22 protein-coding genes and 5 tRNA genes are annotated in these 21996 nt (G+C 62.5%); 18 read left to right on the top strand and 9 right to left on the bottom strand.

What is annotated here, in order from left to right:
* Positions 1-45: 45 nt before the first annotated feature.
* On the bottom strand, positions 46-1113 hold the full coding sequence (gene ygfZ / locus CGLAUT_RS10220; RefSeq protein WP_290185023.1) for a CAF17-like 4Fe-4S cluster assembly/insertion protein YgfZ: 1068 nt from the start codon (positions 1111-1113) through the stop codon (positions 46-48).
* 32 nt (positions 1114-1145) lie between these two features.
* On the opposite strand from ygfZ, the gene CGLAUT_RS10215 reads away from it, so the two are divergent.
* A complete protein-coding gene (locus CGLAUT_RS10215; protein WP_095660634.1) occupies positions 1146-2069 on the top strand; it encodes an aminodeoxychorismate lyase in 924 nt (307 codons plus the stop codon).
* Between the two features lie 7 nt (positions 2070-2076).
* Here CGLAUT_RS10215 and CGLAUT_RS10210 read toward each other — a convergent pair whose 3' ends face one another.
* The gene (locus tag CGLAUT_RS10210; RefSeq protein ID WP_290185022.1) at positions 2077-2733 is read right to left on the bottom strand and encodes a heme-binding beta-barrel domain-containing protein; all 657 of its coding nucleotides are present in this window, start codon (positions 2731-2733) and stop codon (positions 2077-2079) included.
* 24 nt (positions 2734-2757) lie between these two features.
* On the opposite strand from CGLAUT_RS10210, the gene mshD reads away from it, so the two are divergent.
* From mshD to pstB, 5 genes are all read left to right on the top strand, one after another.
* Complete coding sequence (gene mshD, locus CGLAUT_RS10205; protein WP_290185021.1) at positions 2758-3606, top strand: mycothiol synthase; 849 nt, start codon at positions 2758-2760, stop codon at positions 3604-3606.
* 194 nt (positions 3607-3800) lie between these two features.
* Positions 3801-4958, top strand: coding sequence for a phosphate ABC transporter substrate-binding protein PstS (gene pstS / locus CGLAUT_RS10200; protein ID WP_425551686.1), 1158 nt, complete (start codon positions 3801-3803; stop codon positions 4956-4958).
* Positions 4959-5125: 167 nt separating this feature from the next.
* Positions 5126-6202 carry a phosphate ABC transporter permease subunit PstC gene (gene pstC, locus CGLAUT_RS10195; protein WP_290185019.1) on the top strand — a complete coding sequence of 359 codons (1077 nt, stop codon included), beginning with the start codon at positions 5126-5128 and terminating at the stop codon, positions 6200-6202.
* 17 nt (positions 6203-6219) lie between these two features.
* The gene (pstA, locus tag CGLAUT_RS10190; protein ID WP_290185017.1) at positions 6220-7209 is read left to right on the top strand and encodes a phosphate ABC transporter permease PstA; all 990 of its coding nucleotides are present in this window, start codon (positions 6220-6222) and stop codon (positions 7207-7209) included.
* Positions 7210-7244: 35 nt separating this feature from the next.
* On the top strand, positions 7245-8021 hold the full coding sequence (gene pstB / locus CGLAUT_RS10185; protein ID WP_290185016.1) for a phosphate ABC transporter ATP-binding protein PstB: 777 nt from the start codon (positions 7245-7247) through the stop codon (positions 8019-8021).
* 223 nt (positions 8022-8244) lie between these two features.
* Here the strand turns inward: pstB and CGLAUT_RS10180 are convergent, their stop codons facing one another.
* Both CGLAUT_RS10180 and dusB read right to left on the bottom strand, forming a co-directional pair.
* Positions 8245-9015, bottom strand: a complete 771-nt coding sequence (locus tag CGLAUT_RS10180) for a phosphate signaling complex PhoU family protein (protein ID WP_290185015.1) — start codon at positions 9013-9015, stop codon at positions 8245-8247.
* A complete protein-coding gene (gene dusB, locus CGLAUT_RS10175; RefSeq protein ID WP_290185014.1) occupies positions 9005-10177 on the bottom strand; it encodes a tRNA dihydrouridine synthase DusB in 1173 nt (390 codons plus the stop codon). Before dusB ends, CGLAUT_RS10180 begins: the two co-directional genes overlap by 11 nt.
* Positions 10178-10346: 169 nt before the next feature.
* On the opposite strand from dusB, the gene scpC reads away from it, so the two are divergent.
* A complete protein-coding gene (gene scpC / locus CGLAUT_RS10170; protein ID WP_095660625.1) occupies positions 10347-11861 on the top strand; it encodes a succinyl-CoA:acetate CoA-transferase ScpC in 1515 nt (504 codons plus the stop codon).
* Positions 11862-12058: 197 nt separating this feature from the next.
* Here the strand turns inward: scpC and CGLAUT_RS10165 are convergent, their stop codons facing one another.
* Positions 12059-13003: a DUF559 domain-containing protein gene (locus CGLAUT_RS10165; protein WP_290185011.1), complete on the bottom strand. Its 945-nt coding sequence runs from the start codon at positions 13001-13003 to the stop codon at positions 12059-12061.
* Between the two features lie 174 nt (positions 13004-13177).
* Here CGLAUT_RS10165 and CGLAUT_RS10160 point away from each other — a divergent pair.
* From CGLAUT_RS10160 to CGLAUT_RS10150, 3 genes are all read left to right on the top strand, one after another.
* A tRNA-Lys gene (locus CGLAUT_RS10160) sits at positions 13178-13250 on the top strand.
* A 6-nt stretch (positions 13251-13256) separates the two neighbouring features.
* Positions 13257-14057, top strand: a complete 801-nt coding sequence (gene zupT, locus CGLAUT_RS10155) for a zinc transporter ZupT (protein WP_232507108.1) — start codon at positions 13257-13259, stop codon at positions 14055-14057.
* A gap of 10 nt (positions 14058-14067) precedes the next feature.
* Complete coding sequence (locus CGLAUT_RS10150) at positions 14068-14481, top strand: YccF domain-containing protein (RefSeq protein ID WP_290185010.1); 414 nt, start codon at positions 14068-14070, stop codon at positions 14479-14481.
* 3 nt (positions 14482-14484) lie between these two features.
* Here the strand turns inward: CGLAUT_RS10150 and CGLAUT_RS10145 are convergent, their stop codons facing one another.
* Positions 14485-15069 (bottom strand): CG0192 family protein, encoded by a 585-nt coding sequence (locus CGLAUT_RS10145; RefSeq protein WP_290185009.1) that lies wholly within the window; start codon positions 15067-15069, stop codon positions 14485-14487.
* 71 nt (positions 15070-15140) lie between these two features.
* On the opposite strand from CGLAUT_RS10145, the gene CGLAUT_RS10140 reads away from it, so the two are divergent.
* Positions 15141-15213: transfer RNA gene (locus CGLAUT_RS10140), tRNA-Glu, on the top strand.
* 1 nt (position 15214) lies between these two features.
* Positions 15215-15288: transfer RNA gene (locus tag CGLAUT_RS10135), tRNA-Asp, on the top strand.
* 65 nt (positions 15289-15353) lie between these two features.
* Here the strand turns inward: CGLAUT_RS10135 and CGLAUT_RS10130 are convergent.
* Positions 15354-15929, bottom strand: coding sequence for a TetR/AcrR family transcriptional regulator (locus CGLAUT_RS10130; RefSeq protein ID WP_290185007.1), 576 nt, complete (start codon positions 15927-15929; stop codon positions 15354-15356).
* 63 nt (positions 15930-15992) lie between these two features.
* Here CGLAUT_RS10130 and CGLAUT_RS10125 point away from each other — a divergent pair, with 63 nt between their 5' ends.
* The 4 genes from CGLAUT_RS10125 to CGLAUT_RS10110 all read left to right on the top strand — a co-directional run bounded on the left by CGLAUT_RS10125 (position 15993) and on the right by CGLAUT_RS10110 (position 17522).
* On the top strand, positions 15993-16889 hold the full coding sequence (locus tag CGLAUT_RS10125; protein ID WP_290185006.1) for a DMT family transporter: 897 nt from the start codon (positions 15993-15995) through the stop codon (positions 16887-16889).
* 97 nt (positions 16890-16986) lie between these two features.
* Positions 16987-17060, top strand: a tRNA-Asp gene (locus tag CGLAUT_RS10120).
* A 26-nt stretch (positions 17061-17086) separates the two neighbouring features.
* A tRNA-Phe gene (locus CGLAUT_RS10115) sits at positions 17087-17159 on the top strand.
* Positions 17160-17237: 78 nt separating this feature from the next.
* Positions 17238-17522, top strand: a complete 285-nt coding sequence (locus tag CGLAUT_RS10110; protein WP_290185004.1) for a GNAT family N-acetyltransferase — start codon at positions 17238-17240, stop codon at positions 17520-17522.
* A 22-nt stretch (positions 17523-17544) separates the two neighbouring features.
* Here the strand turns inward: CGLAUT_RS10110 and epsC are convergent, their stop codons facing one another.
* Positions 17545-18135 carry a serine O-acetyltransferase EpsC gene (gene epsC, locus CGLAUT_RS10105; protein ID WP_425551687.1) on the bottom strand — a complete coding sequence of 197 codons (591 nt, stop codon included), beginning with the start codon at positions 18133-18135 and terminating at the stop codon, positions 17545-17547.
* A gap of 91 nt (positions 18136-18226) precedes the next feature.
* Entirely contained in the window at positions 18227-19162 is a 936-nt protein-coding gene (cysK, locus tag CGLAUT_RS10100) for a cysteine synthase A (protein WP_290185002.1), read from the bottom strand.
* 275 nt (positions 19163-19437) lie between these two features.
* On the opposite strand from cysK, the gene ramA reads away from it, so the two are divergent.
* Positions 19438-20277: an acetate metabolism transcriptional regulator RamA gene (gene ramA / locus CGLAUT_RS10095; protein WP_290187129.1), complete on the top strand. Its 840-nt coding sequence runs from the start codon at positions 19438-19440 to the stop codon at positions 20275-20277.
* Between the two features lie 39 nt (positions 20278-20316).
* On the top strand, positions 20317-21576 hold the full coding sequence (murA, locus tag CGLAUT_RS10090; RefSeq protein WP_290185000.1) for a UDP-N-acetylglucosamine 1-carboxyvinyltransferase: 1260 nt from the start codon (positions 20317-20319) through the stop codon (positions 21574-21576).
* Positions 21577-21996: the final 420 nt, after the last annotated feature.

Below are 21996 nucleotides of genomic sequence, written 5' to 3'. Positions count from 1 at the left end.
CAAAATGAAAATTCGCCTCGGCCCTATACGCTGCGAATTCCGCTCCTAGACCCCGGGGCCGGTACCGCGGCGCAGGCCTTCCACTGCGCGCCGGCCGGCGTGCTCGCCTTCGTCGGTAGGCAGGGAAGCGGCATCAACCACTGCGGCGGTACCGTCGATCTCCAGTGGCCCCTCTAGCGCGGAGCGTTTCACCAACGCCAGCGCGATCGGACCCTCGTCGGCATCGTGCACGACGGTGCCTAAACGGCCCACCGTCCGCCCCCCAGGCCCAGCGGTGATTGCGGCTCCCACTTGGGGTTCGCTTGGCGACGACCCATCGAGCTGCAACATCACCAGCAACCTGGGAGAGCGGCCGAGGTTCTCTACTCGCGCCACCGTCTCCTGCCCGCGGTAGCAACCCTTGTTCAGGTGAACGGCGGCCGGGTAGAGCGGTGCTTCACCGCGCGCTATGAAGCGCGGCACCTCGTGCGGAATCGACTTGGAGTCGAGGTCGACGCCGAGCTCCGGCTCCATCGCGCGCACACGCGCGGCTTCAAACGCCATGAGCCCGACCACGTTGCCGATCTCGCGCGAAAATTCGGTGGCGGCGTGGTGGAGGGATTCGCGGGGCACGAGGCCGTCGATACGCAACCATGCGCCAAAGGGCACGGCGCGCGTCATGTCTGCGCCGGGGATGGAGCCGCCGCCGAGCACGGTGACCACTGCTAGATCAGTGTCTTCGATGGTCACGTCGGACCAGAACTTCATGCGGGTCAGGTAGTCGACGAAGCTTTCGTGCTGGGCGCGTGGCATGTCGAAGTAGAATGCATCGCCGTTGAAGATCACGTCGACGTGGTGGAGCACGTGGCCCTGCATGTCCAGGTCCAGGGCGGATCCGCCGAAGCCGGCTGGAACGTCATCAAGTTTCTGCGAAAGCAAATTGTTCAAAAACGTCGCCGCGTCCGGACCGCCGACGCGCACGACGGCACGGTGGGAGCGGTCGATCAGCGCGGGGTGCTCCCGCATGCGGCGCTGCTCAGCGAGCGGGTTGCCGTAGTGCAGTGCGACCCCGGTGGCCTCATCCGGCACCGCGCCGGGAAGAGCGAGCAGTGGCGAGGAATAGGACTGTGCCATGCGCACCGATCATAGGTGCATAATGGTGGGCTATGGGACACGCAGGTCAGGGCCTTGACCATCAATCACTCCTTCCGCCGGAACCCGTGATCTACCTGGTGGAGCCGTTTGGGGGATCCATCCGCAGACAAAGCCCGCACACCCCGCACGTGTTCTGGGATGATGCGGGGCTCACGCGTGGCGACGGCATCTTTGAAACCGTGTTGGTACGAGGCGGCGAGGCCAAGAATCTGCAAAAGCACCTCGCCCGCTTCGCTCGTTCTGCAGCGGCGCTGGAGTTGCCGGAACCGGTCGGGGAGCAGTGGGCGCGCGTCACCGCTGAGGCCGTCGCCGACTACTGCCGCGAGCGGGCGCAGGACCCGGCAAAGATCGAGGCGAAGTGTGTCTGGACGATGACGCGCGGCCGTGAGACCACCGGTGTGCCAACCGCGTGGCTCACGGTGCGCCCCATCCCGGCAGACGTTCTAGCGCAGCGCGAGCAGGGCGTGAAAGTGGTGACTACGCCGCGCGGCTACACGGTTGAACCAGACGTGGAGTGGCTGGGTGCGGAAGCGAAGACGCTCAACTACGCCGCGACGATGGCCGCCTTGCGCTGGGCACGCGGAAAAGGCGCGGACGACGTTATTTACATAGAGCGCGGCACCGAGCGCGTCCTCGAGGGTTCGACGAGTTCCGTCATCATGGTGAAAAAAGGCCAGCGCCTGCGCACCCCGGCGCCCGGGCCGGGCATCCTGGCGGGAACCACCCAGGCGGCAGTTTTCGACTACGCCACCAAGCAGGGGTGGAAATGCAAAGAAAAGGATATCGCGCTCGGCGAGCTCTATGGCACGGAATCAGTGTGGCTGGTCAGCTCCACGCGCATTTGCGCCCGCGTCACCGAGCTCAATGGCAAGACCTTGCCAGCGCCGGACAATGAGGCGGAGATCCGCGAGCTCATCACCAAAGCGCTGAACTGACACGGGGCTAACCAGCGATGCGCTGCAGCTCTGCCGACATGTACGGCACGAGCTCGCCGTCTACCAGGCGCTCGTCTACCCAGCCGAGGTTGTTGTTCGGCATCAGACCGTACAGGCGCTTGCCGGGACCGTGATCGGCCGGGCCGGTCTCCGTGGCGATAGTCGACGCGCTCTCCAGCTGCCACGCCCGCTCGTTGCGCATCGAGCCATACAGCACCTCTACAAGGCCGCGCGAGTTGGTCAACGTCACCTCGATCTCATCGGATTCGGAGATCCGCCAGAACCCCACTTCGCGCTGATCGGCGCCGGTCGATTCGCCGTTCTCATCCAAGCGCCACAGCCGCGATTCGAAGCGCAGGTAGTTCTCGCCATCGTGCGAAATCACCAGCTGCTGGCCAAAGGCGTATTCCTCGCCGTGGTCGTTGGCCTGACCGCTGCCTTGCCACACGCCCACCAGGGGGAGCAGCGCCAAGAGGCCGTCGTGAAGCGAAGGCCCCTGCCGCAGGTTCGCGGTGTCGTCCTCGAGCGGGAAGTTTTCAAATCCATGCGGTGGAATGTTGCGGTGCGCGGTGTTCTTGGCTTGCTCCGCCGCCAGGTTCACGGCCGCCGAACCGTCGAGGGGCTGCTTGTTCGGGTCTTCGTTTACGGTCTCGTTTTCACTCATGGTTTCCCAGCGTAGTCTCGGGGCATGACCGTTACTATCGCTCAGCTGATCGCCGCTGCGGAGTCGCACGACGGCATCGCGCCGCTCTCCGAGCAGTTCCTCCGCGGCCTGGAAGACACCTCCCTCAACCACACCCACCATGAGGTTCGGCGTGGCGAGGATGTTGCCGGCCTTGCGGCCTGCGCGCCGGATGGTGCGGTTGAGCTGGTCGTTCACCCAGCACATCGCAGGCAAGGGGTCGGCACAGAGCTTCTTTCGCTTATCGACGCCTCGTCCCAACCGCAATTCTGGGCCCACGGCAACCTTCCCGCCGCCCAAGCGTTCGCCGCGGCCAAAGGCATGGTGGTGACGCGCGAACTGCTGGTGATGTCCATCGACGCGGACGAGCTTGAGGCGGAGATCGCGCTTCCAGAGGGCTTCGAGTTGCTGGACTATGCCGATGCGTGTGCGCGGTGGGGACAGGGGAGCGTCGATAAGCAATGGCTCGAGGTGAACAACGATGCCTTCTCCTGGCACCCGGAGCAGGGTGGGTGGGACCTGGAGCGGCTGCGGCGGGGAATGGATACTGAGTGGTTTGACCCGCGCGGCGTGTGGCTGCTGTACGACGGCGAGGAATTGGCTGGGTTTCACTGGACCAAAGAGCATCCGGGCAAGGTCGGCGAGGTGTACGTGGTCGGCCTGGCTTCCGCCTACCGGGGGGAGGGAATGGGGGGACCGCTCATGCAGGCAGGGCTGAATCACCTGGTGGAGCGGGGGTCTTCGCAGGTCATCCTGTATGTGGAAGCGGATAATCGGCCGGCGGTGAAGCGGTACAAAGAGATCGGGTTCACAGTCGCAGAATCCCACGTCGTCTATCAATATCGCGCGATCTAGCTGCAAGTTTACGTTGATCGCTGAGAGTTTACGGATTGTTCACTTGACTCGACACCAGAGGTTAACCACCGGGCCGTACCTTTAAGTGACGTGAGTATTCGGACGTGATCTGGGTTCGCACTCAGCAATCCCAGGCGCATCCCTGAGGGACCGATGCTCTTGCATTGATCTACCAAGAACCGGAAAGGTATCCCGTGATCCGCAACTTCAAGCGCACCGCCGCACTCGCAGGCATCGCCGCACTCTCCTCCGCCACCCTTGTTGCATGTGGTGATGACTCCAACAGCACCGACTCCACCAAGGACACCGCAGCTACCACCGCTGCAGACAGCACCTCCTCCGACAGCACCGATGCCGCTGGCGCTGAGAAGGGTGACTACGAGCTCTCCGGCGAGACCGGCACCCTGGTTGCTGAGGGCGCTTCCTCCCAGCAGAACGCTATGGAGTACTTCGGCGCTGAGTACGCTGCCGAGGTTCCGGGCGCAAACCTGGCCTACAACCCGTCCGGTTCCGGCGCGGGCATCAAGAACTTCATCGCGAACCAGGCCACCTTCGCAGGCTCCGACTCCGCTCTGAAGGACGACGAGGCTGAGCAGGCTAAGGAGCGTTGCGGCGGCAACGAGGCTTGGCACCTTCCGATGGTGATCGGCCCGATCGCTATCGCATACAACCTGGACGGCGTTGACGAGGTCAACCTCTCCGTTGACAACCTGGTCGACATCTTCCAGGGCAACATCACCAACTGGAACGACGAGGCAATCGCTGCGAACAACGAGGGCACCGAACTGCCGGATCAGGAGATCCGCGTGTTCTTCCGTTCCGACGAGTCCGGCACCTCCGACAACTTCCAGAAGTTCCTGGCTGCTGCTTCCGATGGCAAGTGGACCGGCGAGGGCAAGGCATTCCCGAACGCAGTTGGCACCGGCGCAAACGGTTCCTCCGGCGTGGCTCAGGAGGTCAACGCGACCCCGGGTGCAATCACCTACGTTGAGGCTGGCTTCGCTGAGCAGAAGGCAAACGTCGACTTCGGCGCTGGCCCGGTCGAACTCACCGCTGAGAACGTTGGCACCGCTCTGGACAAGATGGAGTTCAAGACCGAGGGCCACAACATGGTCGTCGACTCCAAGGCTCTGTTCGCCCAGCACGAGGACGGTGCATACCCGCTCGTCATGACCACCTACGAGATCGTCTGCTCCGCTGGCTACGACGACTCCACCGCAAACCTGGTCAAGGACTTCCTGAACATCGCTCTGGATCGCCAGGACTCCGAGCTTGAGGGCGAGGGCTTCATCCCGGTTTCCGGCTCCCACCTCGAGCGCCTGCGTGACGCTGTGAACGCAATCAACGGCTAAGCGCCTTGCTTGCCGGAGTGGGCTGAAAGCCGTGCTCTGGCAGGGTGCGTCCCCCCTTCCGATCCTTATTCGTTAGGGGGGCGTATCTATGTCGGGGTGTGCTTGAGTTGTCTTCGCATCCCACTTCTCCTTACATGTCTCATATCTCACCCAAAGGAATTGTGACTATGGCTGACAACGAATTGCCAGCATCTGAGCACGATAACCGCGGCGCTGGCCCGGCTACTCGTGATCACGCCGTTGAGCAAGAATCCACTGGCGCACCCGTGCAAAAGGGCCAAGACCCGGCCACCGAGGGCACCCCGCAGACAGGCGGCGGCGCCGGCGTGAAGCGCCCGGGCGACCGCGTCTTCGAATTCCTCTCTACCTTTTCCGCCGCGCTGATCACCGTTCTGGTTGCAGCCGTCGGTCTGTTCCTGTTGATCCAGGCATTTGACCCGCTGCGCCGTAACCAGGAGAACTTCTTCACCTACGGCGGCCAGTGGTCCACCGCGAACCTGGATGACATGCGTTTCGGTATTCCGAACCTGTTCTTCTCCACGCTGACGATCTCCCTGATCGCACTGGTCATCGCCATGCCGATTGCACTCGGTATCGCGCTGTTCCTATCCAACTACTGCCCGAAGCAGCTGGTGCGCCCGCTGGCCACCTTGGTGGACATGCTCGCCGCGGTGCCGTCGATCGTCTTCGGTCTATGGGGTGCGCAGGTGCTCGGCCCGCTGCTGGGCAAGTTCTACACCTGGGTCAACTCTTGGGGCGGCGACTTCTTCCTGTTCGCCACCTACCAAAACTCTCCGCCGTTCGCGACCGGCCGTAACGTGCTCACCGGTGGCATCGTGCTGGCGATCATGATCCTGCCGATCATCGCCGCAACCGCCCGCGAGGTCTTCGTGCAGACCCCTCCCGGCCAGATCGAGTCCGCTCTGGCGCTCGGCGCCACCCGCTGGGAAGTCGTGCGCATGACCGTGGTTCCGTTCGGCTGGTCCGGTTTCATCGCTGGTTCCATGCTCGGCCTCGGCCGCGCGCTCGGCGAGACCATGGCGCTCTACATGGTGGTCGCTCCGGCCAACGAGTACCGCGGCTCGTTCTTCGACGGCGGCACCACCTTCGCGACCGCTATCGCGAACGCGTCCGCAGAGTTCAACAACCCGACCTCAGCCGGTGCCTACATCGCCGCCGGTCTCGTGTTGTTCGTCCTGACCTTCATCGTCAACTCGATCGCCCGCGCGATCGTGAACAAGTAGGAAGGAGGAGCCTGACAATGTCTACTGCTGTCCCGACTCCTGACAACGGTGGCCAGTCCGTCTCCGAGACGACGACCACAACGACCACAACGACCACTTCGGCGAAGACCCCGGTTCGCGCCAGCGACGGTTCCCCGTTCACCGACATCTCCCAGGGCCGCAAGACCGTGAACAACATCATGAGCGGTCTGCTGTGGCTGTGCATGATCCTGGCGTTGATTCCGCTGCTCTGGGTCCTCATTACCGTTATCTCCCGTGGCTACGAGCAGGTCTTCTCCGGCCACTGGTGGACCAGCGACATGGTTGGCATCCGTGCGACCAAGGAGGGCGGCGGTGCTGCTCACGCGATCGTCGGTACGCTCCTGCAGACCCTGGTTGCCTCCCTGTTCGCCATCCCGATCGGTATCTTCACCGCGATCTACCTGGTCGAGTACTCCAACGGCAACCGCCTTGGCAAGCTGACCACCTTCATGGTGGACATCCTCTCCGGCGTTCCGTCCATCGTTTCCGCCCTGTTCATCTACGCTCTGTGGATCACCATGCTGGGCCAGCAGCGCTCCGGCTTCGCAGTGTCACTGTCGCTGATTCTGCTCATGATCCCGGTCGTGGTCCGTAACACCGAGGAGATGCTCCGCGTGGTGCCGATGGACTTGCGCGAGGCCACTTACGCGCTTGGTGTCCCGAAGTGGAAGACCATCGCACGCATCGTCCTGCCGACCGCGCTCTCCGGTATCGTCACCGGCATCATGCTGGCTATCGCCCGCGTCATGGGCGAGTCCGCTCCGGTGCTGATCCTCGTGGGCTCCAACCCGGCGATGAACTGGAACCACATGTTCAACCAGCCGCAGTCTTCGCTGCCGCTGTTCATGCTCGATATGTGGAAGGCCGGCGCAACCGGACCTTCGAACGAGCGCCTGTGGGGTGCAGCTCTCACCCTGGTGATCCTGGTGGTCACCCTCAACCTGCTCGCCCGCTTCATCGCCTCCAAGTTCTCGGTCAAGAAGTAAGCCGTACCCCGATCCTCACGTAAGGAGAAACCTAGATGTCTACCAAGCTTCTACTCAACGACGTCAACATCTACTACGGCGACTTCCACGCCGTCCAGAACGTCGACATGGATATCCCGGCGCAGGCCGTCACCGCATTCATCGGCCCGTCCGGTTGCGGTAAGTCCACCGTGCTCCGCACCCTCAACCGCATGCACGAGGTCATCCCGAACGCCTCCGTGAAGGGCGAGATCCTCCTCGACGGCCACAACATCTACGACTCCAAGGTGGACCCAGTTGCGGTCCGCAACACCGTCGGCATGGTGTTCCAGAAGGCAAACCCGTTCCCCACCATGTCCATCGCGGAGAACGTTGTCGCCGGCCTGACCCTGCAGGGCGAGAAGGACAAGAAGAAGCTCGCCGAGATCACCGAGCAGTCTCTGCGCGGCGCAAACCTTTGGGACGAGGTCAAAGACCGTCTGGACAAGCCGGGCGGCGGCCTCTCCGGTGGTCAGCAGCAGCGTCTGTGCATCGCACGTGCGATTGCGGTTCGTCCGGAGGTGCTGCTCATGGATGAGCCGTGTTCCGCACTCGACCCGATTTCCACCTTGGCCGTGGAGGACCTCATCCACGAGCTGAAGGAGGACTACACTATCGTCATCGTGACCCACAACATGCAGCAGGCTGCTCGTGTGTCCGACAAGACCGCCTTCTTCTCCCTCGAGGCCACCGGTAAGCCGGGCCACCTGGTGGAGTTCGACGACACCACCACCATCTTCGAGAACCCGAACCAGAAGGAGACCGAGGACTACATCGCCGGTCGCTTCGGTTAAGCTCGGGCTTTCGCTTGTCGACGACACACCGCCCTCCCCATCCACGGGATCGGCGGTGTTTCGCGTTTTAGGGCCCATACGATCTCCGAGCCCCAACCCCCGAACCCAAACCCGGACAATCTAGCCAAACCCGGATAGTTAGCCGCCCTTATGTAGTCAGTTCTGTACGTAAGGGTGCGAAACTATCCGGGTTTGCGGCAGCTATCAGGGTTTGATGTGGCGGCTAGGCGCGCGGGGTGAAGCGGCGCTGCAATTCCGCGATACGCTCGGCCTGCTCTTCATCGTCCAAATCGCGGTAGGTGGCGTACTCGTCCGCATGCGCGCCGGTGACCATGAAGATCACGCGCTCGCCGATGCGCACACAGTGGTCGGCGTATCGCTCAAAGTAGCGCGCCACCAACGCGCAGTCCACGGCCTCGCGGTTGGAATGCTCCCAGTCCGCGCTCGAGGCATTCGCAGTCAGTTCACGGGTCATGGTGTCCACGCGAGCATCCGCGTCGCGCAGTAGCAACGCCGCTTCGACATCGGGAGATTCGATGAGCTGGACCGCAACCTCTGCCATCGCGTTCGTCGCCTCGGCGATGTCCACGAGCGCTGGGCCGACCTCAGCGGGCAGGGCCGGGGCGGGGTGGTGCTGACGCGCGATCGTCGCCACGAGTCTGGCGAGATTGCCCATCCGCGTGAGGTCGCCTTCGATGTGCAGGTAGGACACCACTTGTCGCAGGTCAGTGGCTACGGGGCTCTGGCGAGCCAGCAACGCCATCGCGCGGTCCTCGCAGCGCGCGTGGATTTCGCAGAGCTGGTCAATGCCTGAAAGAGCTTCTTCGGCCGCCTCCAAGTCTTGGTTGATCAGCGCGTGTGCGGCGTGCACCATGTGGTTTCGCGCGAGTTCGCTCATAGTGAGAATGTCGTCGGTATACGCCTGAAGACGCTGCCGGAACGCGGTGCGCAGCTTGATCTGGGGGCGCGCGCTACCCGGAGCGTTATCCGCCATTGTTCTCGACCTCGGCGCCTTCGGGGACCGTCTCATCCTCGGGGTCGTCCAACCAGCCGTCGGGAAGCGCAACCTTTGATGGTGAACCCTGTCGGCCGCGCGCATCGTCAGCGTGCTCTGCCACAGCCTCAGACAGTTCCGGCGACGCCCAGATGGTTTCCAACAGCGATTCGAGCTGCGCCAGGGACTCGACCTGCGCCAGGTCCTTTCGGAACTTGCCCCCGACCGGGAACCCTCTCAGGTACCAACCGGTGTGCTTGCGAATATCCCGACACGCGTGGGACTCGCCGTCGTGAAGCGCTAAGAGCTCCGCGTGGCGGTAGATGATGCGGGCGACCTCCCCCAAGGTGGGCTCGGGTGGGATGTCTTCACCGCGGAGCTGCGCGCCGAGTTGGGCGAAGAGCCACGGCCGGCCGAGGCACCCGCGGCCGACCTCGACACCGTGGCAGCCGGTTTGCGCCATCATCCGCGCGGCGTCCTCGGCGGCGAAGATGTCGCCGTTGCCGATCACTGGCACGCCCGTGCCGTCCATGTGCTCGACCAGCCGGCCGATCTCGTCCCACTGCGCCACGCCCGAGTAGCGCTGGTCCGCCGTGCGCGCATGCAGCGCCACCGCGGCCGCGCCCTCCTCTGCGGCGATGCGGCCAGCGTCGAGGTGCGTGTGGTGGTCGTCGTCAATGCCGATGCGGAACTTCACGGTCACTGGCACGCGACCGTCAGCCGCTTCAACCGCGGCGCGCACGATGTTGCCGTACAGCCTGCGCTTATACGGGATCGCCGATCCGCCACCCTTGCGCGTCACCTTCGGCACCGGGCAGCCGAAGTTCATGTCGACGTGGTCGGCGATGTCTTCCTCCACGATCATCCGCACCGCTTCGTACGTGAACTTCGGATCCACGGTGTAGAGCTGCATCGACCGCGGCGTCTCCACGTCCGCGAATGTCGTCATGTGCAGCGTCTTCTGGTTGCGAGCCACCATCGCGCGTGCCGTGATCATCTCGCACACATACAGCCCGCTCGCGGTGCCCGTGAGCTGCTCCTCGATCTCGCGGCACAGCACGCGAAACGGCATATTGGTCACGCCTGCCATCGGCGCGAGCATGACGGGGGAGTCAAGGTCGATCCCCCCGATCGAAAGCGCAGTGGTGGTAGGTGCCGTCATAATGCCCCTATTCTTCCCGCCCGAAGCGATTCAGTCCAATCACACTTTCGGGGGTGGGGCATTCGCTTTTCGACGCTTCGTTTAAACCAACTTCCCCACACAAATGCAAGATAGGTCACAATGGTGGGGAACTGTTACCCGAATCCATAGCTAAAGAGAGGGATCTTTCATGAGCGACCGTATCGCCAGCGCCAAGCTCCGCGACAAGGTGATGTCTGCCGAGGAGGCAGCTGAGTTCGTCGAGCACGGTGACAAAGTCGGTATTTCCGGCTTCACCGGCGCCGGCTACCCGAAGGCCCTGCCGGGAGCGATCGCCGAGAAGGCCAAGGCTGCCCACGACAAGGGCCAGGACTTCAAGATCGATCTGTTCACCGGTGCATCCACCGCGCCTGAGTGTGACGGTGTGCTTGCTGAGGCGGGCGCGCTGCGCTACCGCATGCCGTACCAGTCCGACCCGCAGATGCGTAACAAGATCAACGCTGGCGAGATGAAGTTCCAGGATATCCACCTGTCCCACTCCGGGATGATGGTTGAGCAGGGCTTCTTCGGTGACATCAACGTCGCCATCATCGAGGCTGTGCGCATCACCGAGGACGGCAACATTGTCCCGTCGTCTTCCGTGGGCAACTCCGTCGAGTTCCTTAACGCTGCGCAGAAGATCATCATCGAGGTCAACTCCTGGCAATCCGAGGATCTCGAGGGTATGCACGACATCTGGACCGTGCCGCCGCTGCCGAACCGCATCCCGATCCCGATCACCAAGGCCGGCGATCGCATCGGCACCACCTATATCGAGATCGACCCAGAGAAGGTCGTCGCGGTGGTGGAGACCAACGATCCGGACCGCAACGCCCCGTTCAAGGCGCCGGATGAGGTTTCCGAGCAGATCGCCGGCAACTTCCTCGATTTCCTCGAGCACGAGGTGCAGGCTGGCCGCCTGGCATACGACGGCTACGTTATGCAGTCCGGCGTTGGCAACGTCCCGAACGCCGTGATGGCGGGCCTGATGGAGTCCAAGTTCGAGAACATCCAGGCCTACACCGAGGTGATCCAGGACGGTATGGTCGATCTCATCGACGCTGGCAAGATGACCGTGGCCTCCGCGACCTCCTTCTCCCTGTCGCCGGAGTACGCAGAAAAGATGAACAACGAGGCTGCCCGCTACCGCGAGTCCATCATCCTGCGTCCGCAGTCGATCTCCAACCATCCGGAGGTGATCCGCCGCACCGGCCTCATCGCCACCAACGGCATGATCGAGGCCGACATCTACGGCAACGCGAACTCCACCCACATCAACGGCTCTCGCCTGATGAACGCTCTGGGCGGTTCCGGTGACTTCACCCGTAACGCCTACATCTCCTCGTTCATCTCTCCGTCGGAGGCCAAGGGGGGTGCCATCTCCGCAATCGTGCCGATGGTTTCCCACGTCGACCACACCGAGCACGACGCGATGGTCTTCATCACCGAGTACGGTGTTGCCGACCTGCGTGGCCTTGCGCCGCGCGACCGTGTGGCCAAGATGATCTCCATCGCGCACCCGACCTACCGCCCGCTGCTGGAGGAGTACGTCGAACTCGCTTCCAAGTGCAAGTACCAGTCCACTCCGCACGACCTGAAGCATGCCTTCGACTTCCACAACCGCATCGAAGAGACCGGCACGATGCAGAAGAAGGACGCGCAGTAAGCGCCTTTCGCCACGAAGCGCCCGCCCAGTTCACACGCTGGACGGGCGTTCCGCTTATCCGATCCACCGTGCCCCTCAAACCCCTCGCCCTCTTTACCCCCAACTTTTAAGCACCAAGTTGGGGTTTAACTCAGAAAGAAGCACCAACTTGGGGCTGAAAAGTTGGCGCTTAAAGGTTGGTGGTGAAGGCCAGCCGCTTACTCAACCTTCCGGCCGGCCCCGCTAGCCGCACTGGCCGCACTGGCCGCACTGGCCGCATGCCCCCGCCGCCGCGCATCCCCGATCTCGGCAAGCACTCTGTCCAGATGGTCCCGAAGATCCTCGTAGTAGTACCGCATAACCGGATGCCCTTGCCGCAACATCCACCGCTCGCGATCCCGCTCGGCGCGCAGGACCTCGTTCGCTTTGTCTCGCGTTTTACTGCGCCCGTCGATCTCTACCACCAGGATTTCGTCGAAGAGAAAATCGGCACGGAATGGCCCGATCTGCGCCTGAAACCTCCACCCGCCAACGCCGCGCTCGATGAGTTCGGCCCGAAACCATGATTCGAGCGCCGAATCCGACCCCGACACCGCGCAAGCGATCGCACGCAACGCAACCGCCTTGTTCCGGAACCGTCCCATCTTCGCTGCAGCTTCCAGAAGCTGTTCGCGCGTGGCTTTCCCCGCGGCGAGCACCCAATCCATGGCCACCAAGCCCTCCACGAACCCGTAGTAGCGTGCGATATCGATGCAGGTCCGTACCGCATCGGTCACCTCGACCCCGTGCAACTTCTCCTTCTCGTCATCCCGCAACGGACTCCATCGATAGACCGCACCACGCAGCGCCTTGGATCCTGCCGGTCGCTTCCCCGACGGCAGCGTCACCTCGTGTGCGAACGGTGCCCATGGCAGCATCCACATTCCATGCACCCGCGCTGCACTACGCCCCACCAGCGTTCCCTTGTACATTCCGCGGCCAGTGGCTACCGCCTCCACTGCCTCGCGTATCCACTTCGGCAGCGTCTCAAACGCCGCCCGTGCCATGTACTGCGTCGCCGCCAGTTGCGCATACTCGTCCCCGATCAAAGCCGCCTTCAGCTCGGCATTTCGAGAGAGCTTTCGCTTATCGACGACCCCTTCAACCGCATTGGCCAACTCCACCCGAAACTCCTCGGCTTGTCGTTGAACCAAGCTGATCTGTCGATTCCCCCGCTCATTCCCCATGTCCGAATTCTCGCACACGGACAAACGAAAGTCACGCAACATATTCGAATCTGTGGATAACTCGCCCCGATTTCAAGTTCGCTGGCCCGATTGTCTACTATTGACGCTCACGGGCCTTTAGCTCAGTTGGTAGAGCTACGGACTTTTAATCCGCAGGTCCCGGGTTCGAGCCCCGGAGGGCCCACAACTCATGCACAACCTCGGTGTCGACGCCAATGCGGTCTGGATGGCCCTGGCCATCTCCCTATTCGCCGGGCTTTCAACGGGCCTTGGCGGTGTCATCGTCGCGCTCAAGCGCAGTCCAAGCGCCAGGTTCCTCGCCGGCTCCCTGGGTTTCTCGGCCGGTGTCATGGTCTACATCTCGCTGATCGAGCTCCTGCCCGAGGGCATCGAATCGCTCATCGAAGCGGATAACCCTAACCCCGAACTGTGGGGCACAGTCGCCTTCTTCGCCGGGATTGTGGCGATCGCGCTCATCGACCGCCTCGTCCCTGAAGATGTCAACCCTCACGAGGATCCGCATTCAAACGGCTCCAACCGCATGCGCAACGTCGGCGTGTTCACGGCCGCCGCAATCGCGATCCACAACTTCCCGGAAGGCTTTGCCACGTTCATGGTGGCCCTCGCTGACCCGGTGCTCGCTCTGCCCATCGCATTCGCGATCGCCGTGCACAACATTCCGGAAGGTGTCGCCGTCGCTGTGCCGCTGCGTGAGGCGACAGGACGTAAGTGGCGTGCCGCCGGGTGGGCGGCGCTGTCTGGGCTCACGGAACCGCTCGGCGCGATTATCGGCTTCCTTCTGCTGCGCCCGTTCCTGGGTCCGCAGACCTTGGGTCTCACGTTCGCGGCGATCGCCGGCGTAATGGTCTTCGTCAGCTTGGACAAGCTGCTGCCCACCGCAATCCAAACGGGTCGCCACCACGCCGCGGTCTACGGCCTCGTTGCCGGCATGGCGGTCATGGCCGTGAGCCTGCTCGTTCTACCGGGGTAGGCTCGCCCATATGGGTCTGATCCGGTTCATTCTCAACATTATCTGGCTGCTCACCGCAGGTATCTGGCTGTTCATCGGCTACACTCTTGCGGGCATTCTGGCCTGCCTGCTCATTGTCACCATCCCGTTCGGCATCGCGTCATTCCGCATTGCGGGTTACGTGATCTGGCCGTTTGGCCGTGAGGTGGTGCAGGGCGAGCGGGGTGTCTTCAGCCTGCTGGCCAACGTCATCTGGTTTGTACTCGCGGGCATGTGGCTGTCAATCGGCCACGTCACCACCGCAGTTGTTCAGGCGCTGACCATCATCGGCCTGCCTATGGCATGGGCAAACCTGAAGATGATCCCGGTGACCTGCTTCCCGTTCGGCTCACGCGTCGTGTCAAGCAGCGACGAGCGCTCGCGCTACGCCCCCGTCGTGCGCTAACCGCTACTTCCACACCTCGAGCTTGATCAGCGGCACGTCGCCGTCTTTCACCAGCGCGAGTTCGTCGGCATCCACTGAGTGCTGGTCCTTGATCTCCTGCTGTAGGCGGAGCTGGAAGCGGTGCTCTTCGCCGTCGACGGTAACTGTACCGAAGCAGGTGTACTCGTTGTGCTCGTCGATCTCGACGTCGCCCACAACAACGTCGGGAGTCTGGCCGGTGCCGTGAACCTCAAAGATCGGCGCACCAATTGAGAAGTCCGCACCGCGGCCCCCGGCTAGGATTAAAGCAATCACTTCACGCACGCCCACGGGATCAGCTGTCAAGTGCGACACTGAACGGTCGCCGAGGACGGAGTGGGAGAGGGGCAGCAATTCGTCGTCAAGCGCAATGCTCTTGTCGCGATACGTCAGACCGCACTGGGTGAGCGTGCCGTGACTGTCGGTGCCGACGAGTACCTCGATGCCCACCTCGTTGTCGCGATCAACCGCCCGATACGAACCGAGACGTTCGACGATCGGGGAGTGCTCCGCGAGGATCTCGTCCTTGGTCGGGGAGAGGGACGCGTCGTGAATGATTGCTTCAGCCATGCTCCCCACTGTAGTGCTCGTTTGGTCGTTGGGGATGCGTTGTTCTATGATCAACAGGCTGTCTAAGCAGCGCCCCCATCGTCTAGAGGCCTAGGACTCCGCCCTTTCACGGCGGCAACACGGGTTCGAATCCCGTTGGGGGTACGGCCCTGTGGCGCAGTTGGTTAGCGCGCCGCCCTGTCACGGCGGAGGTCGCGGGTTCAAGTCCCGTCAGGGTCGCCGGTAGCGGAGTTCTTCGGAACTCCGCTTTTCGCTTATCGACGGCCCTTTGTTGCCGCAGTTACTTACCCCCCAACGAGCCGCTGCGCACCGGCTTTCGCGCGTTGCAGGGCGTTTTGATCGCCCAGGATCGTGCTGCAAATGAGCGCGCCTTCGTAGAGTTCGTGGATGAGTTCTCCAACTTGTTCATCGCCTGTTGTGGTGAAGAACAGCGTCCGCATCCACTGCTTTTCCTGGCGGATGGCCGTCTGTATTTCTGCACCGCTGTTGCCGCCCAGCTCCGCCCAAGCGTTGACGAAGCCGCACCCACGGGGGTTGTCCGCGATCCATTCGCGCGTGAGGTCGAAGACAGCGCTGACCGGGTCCTCGCCCGAGTCGATCGCCACTTGGACCCGCTGAAGCACAAGCGTTTGCCACCGATGCGCCCGGGCGGTGAGGTAGGCGCAGATCAGGCCTTCCTTGGAGCCAAACCGTTGGTACAGGGTCCGCTTGGTCACTCCCGACTGTTCAACCACGAGGTCGAGGCCCGTGGCGCCGATGCCGCGCGCGTAGAACAGCTCGGATGCGGCGTCGAGGATGCGTTGGCCGCCGGGCGTGGTTTCTGGCGGTTGTGCCGGGGTGAGGTCATTAAGTGCAGGCAAGGTTTGCTCCTTCCGGTGGAGGTACATTGACAGTATACCGACCGGTATATTTACCCTGGTGAGGTGAAACAGATCCTGATTGCTGTCGCGTTCGTTGTGTGTTGGAGTTCCGGGTTCGTTGGCTCGCTGTTGGCCGGCGACAGTGCGTCTCCCGTTGGTCTCCTTGCCTGGCGGTACCTGGTCACCTCAGCGCTGCTCCTGGGTGTGGTTGGTCTCATCCGGGTGACGAACGCTCCGATCAAAGCCCGTGCCCTGCCAGCTCTAGGCCGCACTGACGTGTGGCAGCAGGTGGCTATCGGTGTGCTCTCCCACGCGATCTTTCTCGGTGCGGTCTTCAGCGCCTCCGCTGCTGACATCGACCCGGGTATCACCTCCCTGATCTGCGCGCTGCAACCTCTTCTTGTTGCGGCAGTGAGCTCGCGTTTGTGGAACGACCCGTTCAACGGCCGAATGTTCGCCGGTCTCGGCCTGGGGCTGGCCGCGGTGGGGCTCGCCGTGGGCTCCATCGATTTTGCCGCCTCGGCCGCGGTGAGCTTGCTGCTGCCGTTCGTGGCCCTGTTTGCCTTGTCGACTACTGCTGTCCTGGAGCGCGCATGGCGCCCAAAGGCGAGCATTGTGCAGGCATTGGCCATTCAAACCACCACCGCGGCGGTCTTGTTCGTGGGGGTCGCCGTGGCAACAGGACGCATCGGCGTCACCGTCAATGCTGAGCTTGTGTGGGCAATCCTGTGGCTGGTTTTCCTGTCCGGCATCGGAGGATACGCCGCTTACACCGCTAGCCTGCGAACCGTCGGACCAACCACAACCAGTGTGCTGCTGTTCCTTACCCCGCCAGTTACTTCGCTCTGGACGTGGATGATGTTTGGCCAAGAGATCAGTCTTGTGCAGCTCGCGGGGATGGGTTTAGGTCTCATCGCCGTTGCTCTGACTGTTCGTGGACAACGCCAGGCGACGAGCTAATCCACACCGAAAAGACACCGTGCCTGCGGATTTGTAGGCAGCGGAAGGGTCTGTGTAAGGTATCAATTCGTGCAAGAGCACGATAACAACAGAATATGGCCCTGTGGCGCAGTTGGTTAGCGCGCCGCCCTGTCACGGCGGAGGTCGCGGGTTCAAGTCCCGTCAGGGTCGCAGAACAGCTTCGCGGAAGCGGTTCTGGCCAGATAGCTCAGTCGGTAGAGCACACGCCTGAAAAGTGTGGGGTCGCCAGTTCGATCCTGGCTCTGGCCACACCAAAACTCCCTCTCGTACATCATGCGGTAGGGAGTTTTCTCGTTGAGTAGTTGGCGCTGCCAGTAAGGTGGGCGCATGTCTAACAACAACTACGACTTGGCAATCAACGAGTCCGCCCAGCAGTACGAGCTCACCATCGACGGTGAGCTGGCCGGATTCGCGTCCTATAGCGACCGCATCGGCGTGCGCGTGCTGCCGCACACCGTGGTGGACCCGAAATTCCGAGGCCAAGGGCTATCGAAGCCACTCATCAAGTTCGCCCTCGACGACATCCGTGAGCGGGGCCTGGGCGTCGTGCCCATGTGCTCGGCCGTCGCCGCATACATTGACGCCAACCCGGAATACAAAGACCTGGTCTAGCGTCGTGGTTTAACAACCTGATCTAGATGATGTAGCTGCCCGGGTCGACGTAGTTGTCCGGATCAACCAGGTGCTTCTGCTCGTCGGACTTACGGTGGCGCACCTTGGCAGGGATGCCCACCGCAATCGAGTTCTCCGGCACGTCTTTCGTAACCACAGCATTCGCGCCGATGGCTGAGTTCGCGCCGATGGTGATGGGGCCGAGCACCTTGGCACCGGCGCCAATGGTCACGTTGTCGCCGATCGTGGGGTGGCGCTTCGTCTGAGTGAGCACCTGCCCGCCCAAGGTGACGCCGTGGTAGAGCATCACACCGTCGCCGATCTCGGCGGTTTCGCCGATCACGATGCCCATCCCGTGGTCAATGAAGAAGCGGCGGCCAATGGTGGCACCTGGGTGGATCTCAACGCCGGTAAGGAACCGGTTGAACTGCGCCAGAACGCGGGCCGGGGCTTTCCACCCGCGCACCCACATGGCATGGCAGGCGCGGTGAATCCAAATCGCGTGGAGGCCGGAGTAAACGATCGCGTTCTCCACGTCGCCGCGTGCTGCGGGATCGTGCTCGCGGGCGTTGGCCAGGTCCTCGCGGACAGTGGCGATGATCGAAAACAGCATGCGGGTGAGCTTACATGCGAAACCCCCGCGCCCAGCTGGTTAGATTCGAAGCTGGGAAGCGGGGGCGCAATCGTCGTTAAGCGAAATGCTCTTAGTCGCGGATGTCTTCGTACAGGAGGGTGGAGACGTAGCGCTCGCCGAAGTCCGGGATGATGACGACGATGGTCTTGCCCTCGTTCTCCTCGCGGGCAGCAAGCTCAAGCGCGGCCTTCACGTTCGCGCCGGCGGAGATACCGCCGAGGATCGCGTCCTTGACTGCGAGTTCGCGAGAGATGGCGACTGCGTCCTCATTGGTCACTGCGATGATCTCGTCCACCATCGAGCGGTCGAGGGTGTCCGGGATGAAGTTCGCGCCGAGGCCCTGGATCTTGTGCGGGCCAGCCTCGCCCTTGGACAGCAGGGGGGAGGCAGCCGGCTCAACAGCCACTGCCTTGAGGTCCGGGTTCTGCTCCTTGAGGAACTTGCCGGCGCCCGAGACGGTGCCGCCGGTGCCCACGCCCGCGACGAGGATGTCGACCTGGCCGTCGGTGTCCTCCCAGATTTCCGGGCCGGTGGTGGTGTAGTGGATGCGCGGGTTCGCCTCGTTTTCGAACTGGCGGGCCAGAACCGCGTTCTCCTGCTCGGCAACGATTTCGTTTGCCTTCTCCACAGCGCCCTTCATGCCCGCTGCGCCCGGGGTGAGCACAATCTCCGCACCGAAAGCACGCAGAACCACGCGTCGCTCTGTGGACATGGTCTCCGGCATGGTCAGGATGACCTTGTAGCCCTTGGCAGCGCCGGCGAGCGCGAGCGCAATACCGGTGTTGCCCGAGGTTGCCTCGACGATGGTGCCGCCCGGCTTGAGCTCGCCGGAAGCCTCCGCGGCCTCGACGATCGCCTTACCAATGCGGTCCTTCACCGAGTTTGCTGGGTTGTAAAACTCCAGCTTGGCCAGCACGCGAGCCTTCGAGTTCTCGGTGATTCCGTGCAGCTCAACAAGTGGGGTGCCGCCGACGATGTCGAGAACATTGTTTGCAATTTTCGCCATGGTCTAGTGCTCCTTAGGGGTTTTAATTTCAGGGCCTATCCAGAAGTGTACCGGCTGCCACTAGACAACACAGTTTAAGCCCGCTGTACCGATTTGTCTACAAGTACTCACCTGGGGGTTTGGGGCTTTTTCTTCGCCTATCGACGGCTCCCCCCACGCCCTACCCACGGGGGCAACGCAAGGGTGTAGGCATTCCCACACCAACAGACATCCCTATCGCTGGCGGGGCCAAATTTGGCTACCCCCAAGCGGTGGTTATGATTTGCCATATGACTGTGGACGCCCAACGGGTCAAAGACGATGACGATGCAATTCGCGCAGCTCTTACCGCGCTGAAGACCGCGACCGGCATCCCGGTGGCCATGTACGGAACGCTGCTGGCCGACAACCGCTTGCAGATCACCCAGTGGATCGGGCTGCGTACCCCCGCACTGCAGAATCTCATCATTGAACAAGGGGCGGGCGTTGGCGGCCGCGTAGTGGCAACTCGCCGCGCAGTCGGTGTCTCCGACTACACCCGGGCAAACGTCATTTCCCATGATTACGACAAGGCGATCCAGGACGAGGGCCTGCACTCTGTGGTTGCGGTGCCGGTGATCGTGCAACGCGAAATCCGCGGCGTGCTCTACGTCGGTGTGCACTCAACGGTGCGCCTGGGCGACAAGGTGATCGAAGAGGTCACGTTGACCGCGCGCACGCTTGAGCAGGAGCTCGCCGTGAACTCCGCCATGCGACGCTTGGACGGCGGGAAGGCGGCCACTAGTCAGGGCCGTGTGATGAACGGCGCGGAGTGGGAACAGGTCCGCTCGACGCACTCGAAGCTGCGGATGCTGGCTAACCGTGTCGAGGACGAGGCGTTGCGCAAGGAACTCGAGCAGCTTTGCGACCAAATGGTTTCCCCGGTTCGCGTAAAGCAGTCGACCAAGCTGTCTGCCCGCGAACTTGATGTGCTCTCCTGCGTCGCGCTCGGTCATACCAATGTCGAGGCCGCCGAGGAAATGGGCATTGGGGCCGAGACCGTGAAGTCGTATCTGCGCAGTGTGATGCGCAAACTCGGCGCCCACACACGCTACGAGGCGGTCAACGCTGCCCGTCGCATTGGGGCATTGCCGTAATCCGGTGCGCGCGAGCGCGAGTTGGGTACGGTTAGGAATGTGAAAGAACGATTCCTGGTCACTGGCGGTGCTCGACTCGAAGGCGTTGTCAAAGTTGACGGCGCAAAAAACAGTGTCTTGAAGCTCATGGCCGCGGCGCTTCTCGCCGAAGGCACGACCACATTGCATAACTGTCCCGAGATCTTGGACGTTCCGTTGATGCGCAAGGTCCTTGTAGGTCTCGGGTGTGAGGTGGATATTGACGGAGCCACCGTGCACATTCACACCCCGGCCACCGTTTCGCCCAATGCGGACTTCGAAGCTGTCCGCCAATTCCGTGCTTCCGTCGCGGTGCTTGGCCCTCTGGTCGCCCGGTGTAACGAGGCGCGCGTGGCGCTTCCCGGTGGCGACGCAATCGGCTCGCGCCCGCTGGATATGCACCAGACGGGTTTGGAAAAGCTCGGGGCAACCACCCGCATCGAGCACGGTGCGGTGGTCGCCGAAGCTGAGCGCCTGCGCGGAGCAAAGATCAGCCTGGACTTCCCATCCGTGGGCGCCACGGAGAACATCGTGACCGCTGCAGTGATGGCGGAGGGGCAGACGGTGCTGGACAACGCGGCTCGCGAGCCCGAGGTCGTCGACCTCTGCGAAATGTTGAACTCAATGGGTGCGCGCATCGGCGGCGCAGGCACGTCGACAATCACTATCGACGGAGTGGAGAAGCTGTATCCGACTGAACACACCGTGGTCGGTGACCGCATCGTAGCCGGCACGTGGGCCTATGCAGCAGCAATGACCCGCGGCGATATCACCGTGGGCGGCGTTGCGCCTCGGCACCTGCACCTGGCGCTGTCGAAGCTGAAGCTGGCGGGCGCGAACATCGAGACTTACGACAACGGCTTCCGCGTGCGCATGGACCAGCGTCCCAAAGCCGTGGACTACCAAACGCTGCCATTTCCCGGCTTCCCGACGGACCTGCAGCCGATGGCAATCGCGATCTCTTCAATTGCCGAGGGGGTCTCGGTGATCACCGAGAACGTCTTCGAAGCGCGCTTCCGGTTTGTCGACGAGATGCTGCGTCTCGGCGCGGACGCGAACGTGGATGGCCACCACGTTGTGCTCCGGGGAGTCGACGAGTTGTCTTCCACAGACGTGTGGTCGTCCGATATCCGTGCAGGAGCGGGTCTGGTGCTCGCTGGCTTGGTGGCGGATGGGGTGACGACGGTGCACGACGTCTACCACATCGATCGCGGATATCCGTCGTTCGTTGAACAGCTGACCGCGCTTGGCGCCAGGATCGAGCGTGTCGGCGCGGAGTAGATTGCATTACCTTCAACAGCGCGAAAACGTGTGTTGTGGTGCGGGTTTGTGTTGTTGTGGTGGTGTGTGTAGGTTTATGTGAGTCAGCGCGACCGACAACGCCCCGCCTGGATGTGGTTTCAGGATTGCGTGAGCGGTAGGAAAACAAGCGCTAACGACTAAGAATCTTACGTCTCCTGCTGGATGATCTGCTTTGTTGTGGGTTGTTTGGGGGGTGTGCGTGTGTTGTTTGAGAACTCGATAGTGTGCCTATGCATTTTTGTTTGTGAACTTTTGCGTTGTGTGGTGTGTTTGTGGTTGATGCTTGCTGCCCCTAGCTGTTTGTGTGGGGTGGTTGGTGTGTGCCGGTCGCCATGGCCTTGAACCAATGATTGGGGCCTTGGTGTGCTGGTGAGACGCTACACAGCATCATGCGTGTGA

Origin of the sequence: Corynebacterium glaucum, assembly GCF_030408855.1 — a bacterium.
GTDB lineage: Bacteria > Actinomycetota > Actinomycetes > Mycobacteriales > Mycobacteriaceae > Corynebacterium > Corynebacterium glaucum.
This window is presented reverse-complemented; position numbering and strand designations above follow the sequence as displayed.

What these genes read in the sequence shown, in the direction of transcription:
- ygfZ (WP_290185023.1), bottom strand. Translation starts at nt 1,113, where the DNA reads ATGGCACAGTCCTATTCCTCGCCACTGCTCGCTCTTCCCGGCGCGGTG.
- CGLAUT_RS10215 (WP_095660634.1), top strand. Translation starts at nt 1,146, where the DNA reads ATGGGACACGCAGGTCAGGGCCTTGACCATCAATCACTCCTTCCGCCG.
- CGLAUT_RS10210 (WP_290185022.1), bottom strand. Translation starts at nt 2,733, where the DNA reads ATGAGTGAAAACGAGACCGTAAACGAAGACCCGAACAAGCAGCCCCTC.
- mshD (WP_290185021.1), top strand. Translation starts at nt 2,758, where the DNA reads ATGACCGTTACTATCGCTCAGCTGATCGCCGCTGCGGAGTCGCACGAC.
- pstC (WP_290185019.1), top strand. Translation starts at nt 5,126, where the DNA reads ATGGCTGACAACGAATTGCCAGCATCTGAGCACGATAACCGCGGCGCT.
- pstA (WP_290185017.1), top strand. Translation starts at nt 6,220, where the DNA reads ATGTCTACTGCTGTCCCGACTCCTGACAACGGTGGCCAGTCCGTCTCC.
- pstB (WP_290185016.1), top strand. Translation starts at nt 7,245, where the DNA reads ATGTCTACCAAGCTTCTACTCAACGACGTCAACATCTACTACGGCGAC.
- CGLAUT_RS10180 (WP_290185015.1), bottom strand. Translation starts at nt 9,015, where the DNA reads ATGGCGGATAACGCTCCGGGTAGCGCGCGCCCCCAGATCAAGCTGCGC.
- dusB (WP_290185014.1), bottom strand. Translation starts at nt 10,177, where the DNA reads ATGACGGCACCTACCACCACTGCGCTTTCGATCGGGGGGATCGACCTT.
- scpC (WP_095660625.1), top strand. Translation starts at nt 10,347, where the DNA reads ATGAGCGACCGTATCGCCAGCGCCAAGCTCCGCGACAAGGTGATGTCT.
- zupT (WP_232507108.1), top strand. Translation starts at nt 13,257, where the DNA reads ATGCACAACCTCGGTGTCGACGCCAATGCGGTCTGGATGGCCCTGGCC.
- CGLAUT_RS10150 (WP_290185010.1), top strand. Translation starts at nt 14,068, where the DNA reads ATGGGTCTGATCCGGTTCATTCTCAACATTATCTGGCTGCTCACCGCA.
- CGLAUT_RS10145 (WP_290185009.1), bottom strand. Translation starts at nt 15,069, where the DNA reads ATGGCTGAAGCAATCATTCACGACGCGTCCCTCTCCCCGACCAAGGAC.
- CGLAUT_RS10110 (WP_290185004.1), top strand. Translation starts at nt 17,238, where the DNA reads ATGTCTAACAACAACTACGACTTGGCAATCAACGAGTCCGCCCAGCAG.
- epsC (WP_425551687.1), bottom strand. Translation starts at nt 18,135, where the DNA reads ATGCTGTTTTCGATCATCGCCACTGTCCGCGAGGACCTGGCCAACGCC.
- cysK (WP_290185002.1), bottom strand. Translation starts at nt 19,162, where the DNA reads ATGGCGAAAATTGCAAACAATGTTCTCGACATCGTCGGCGGCACCCCA.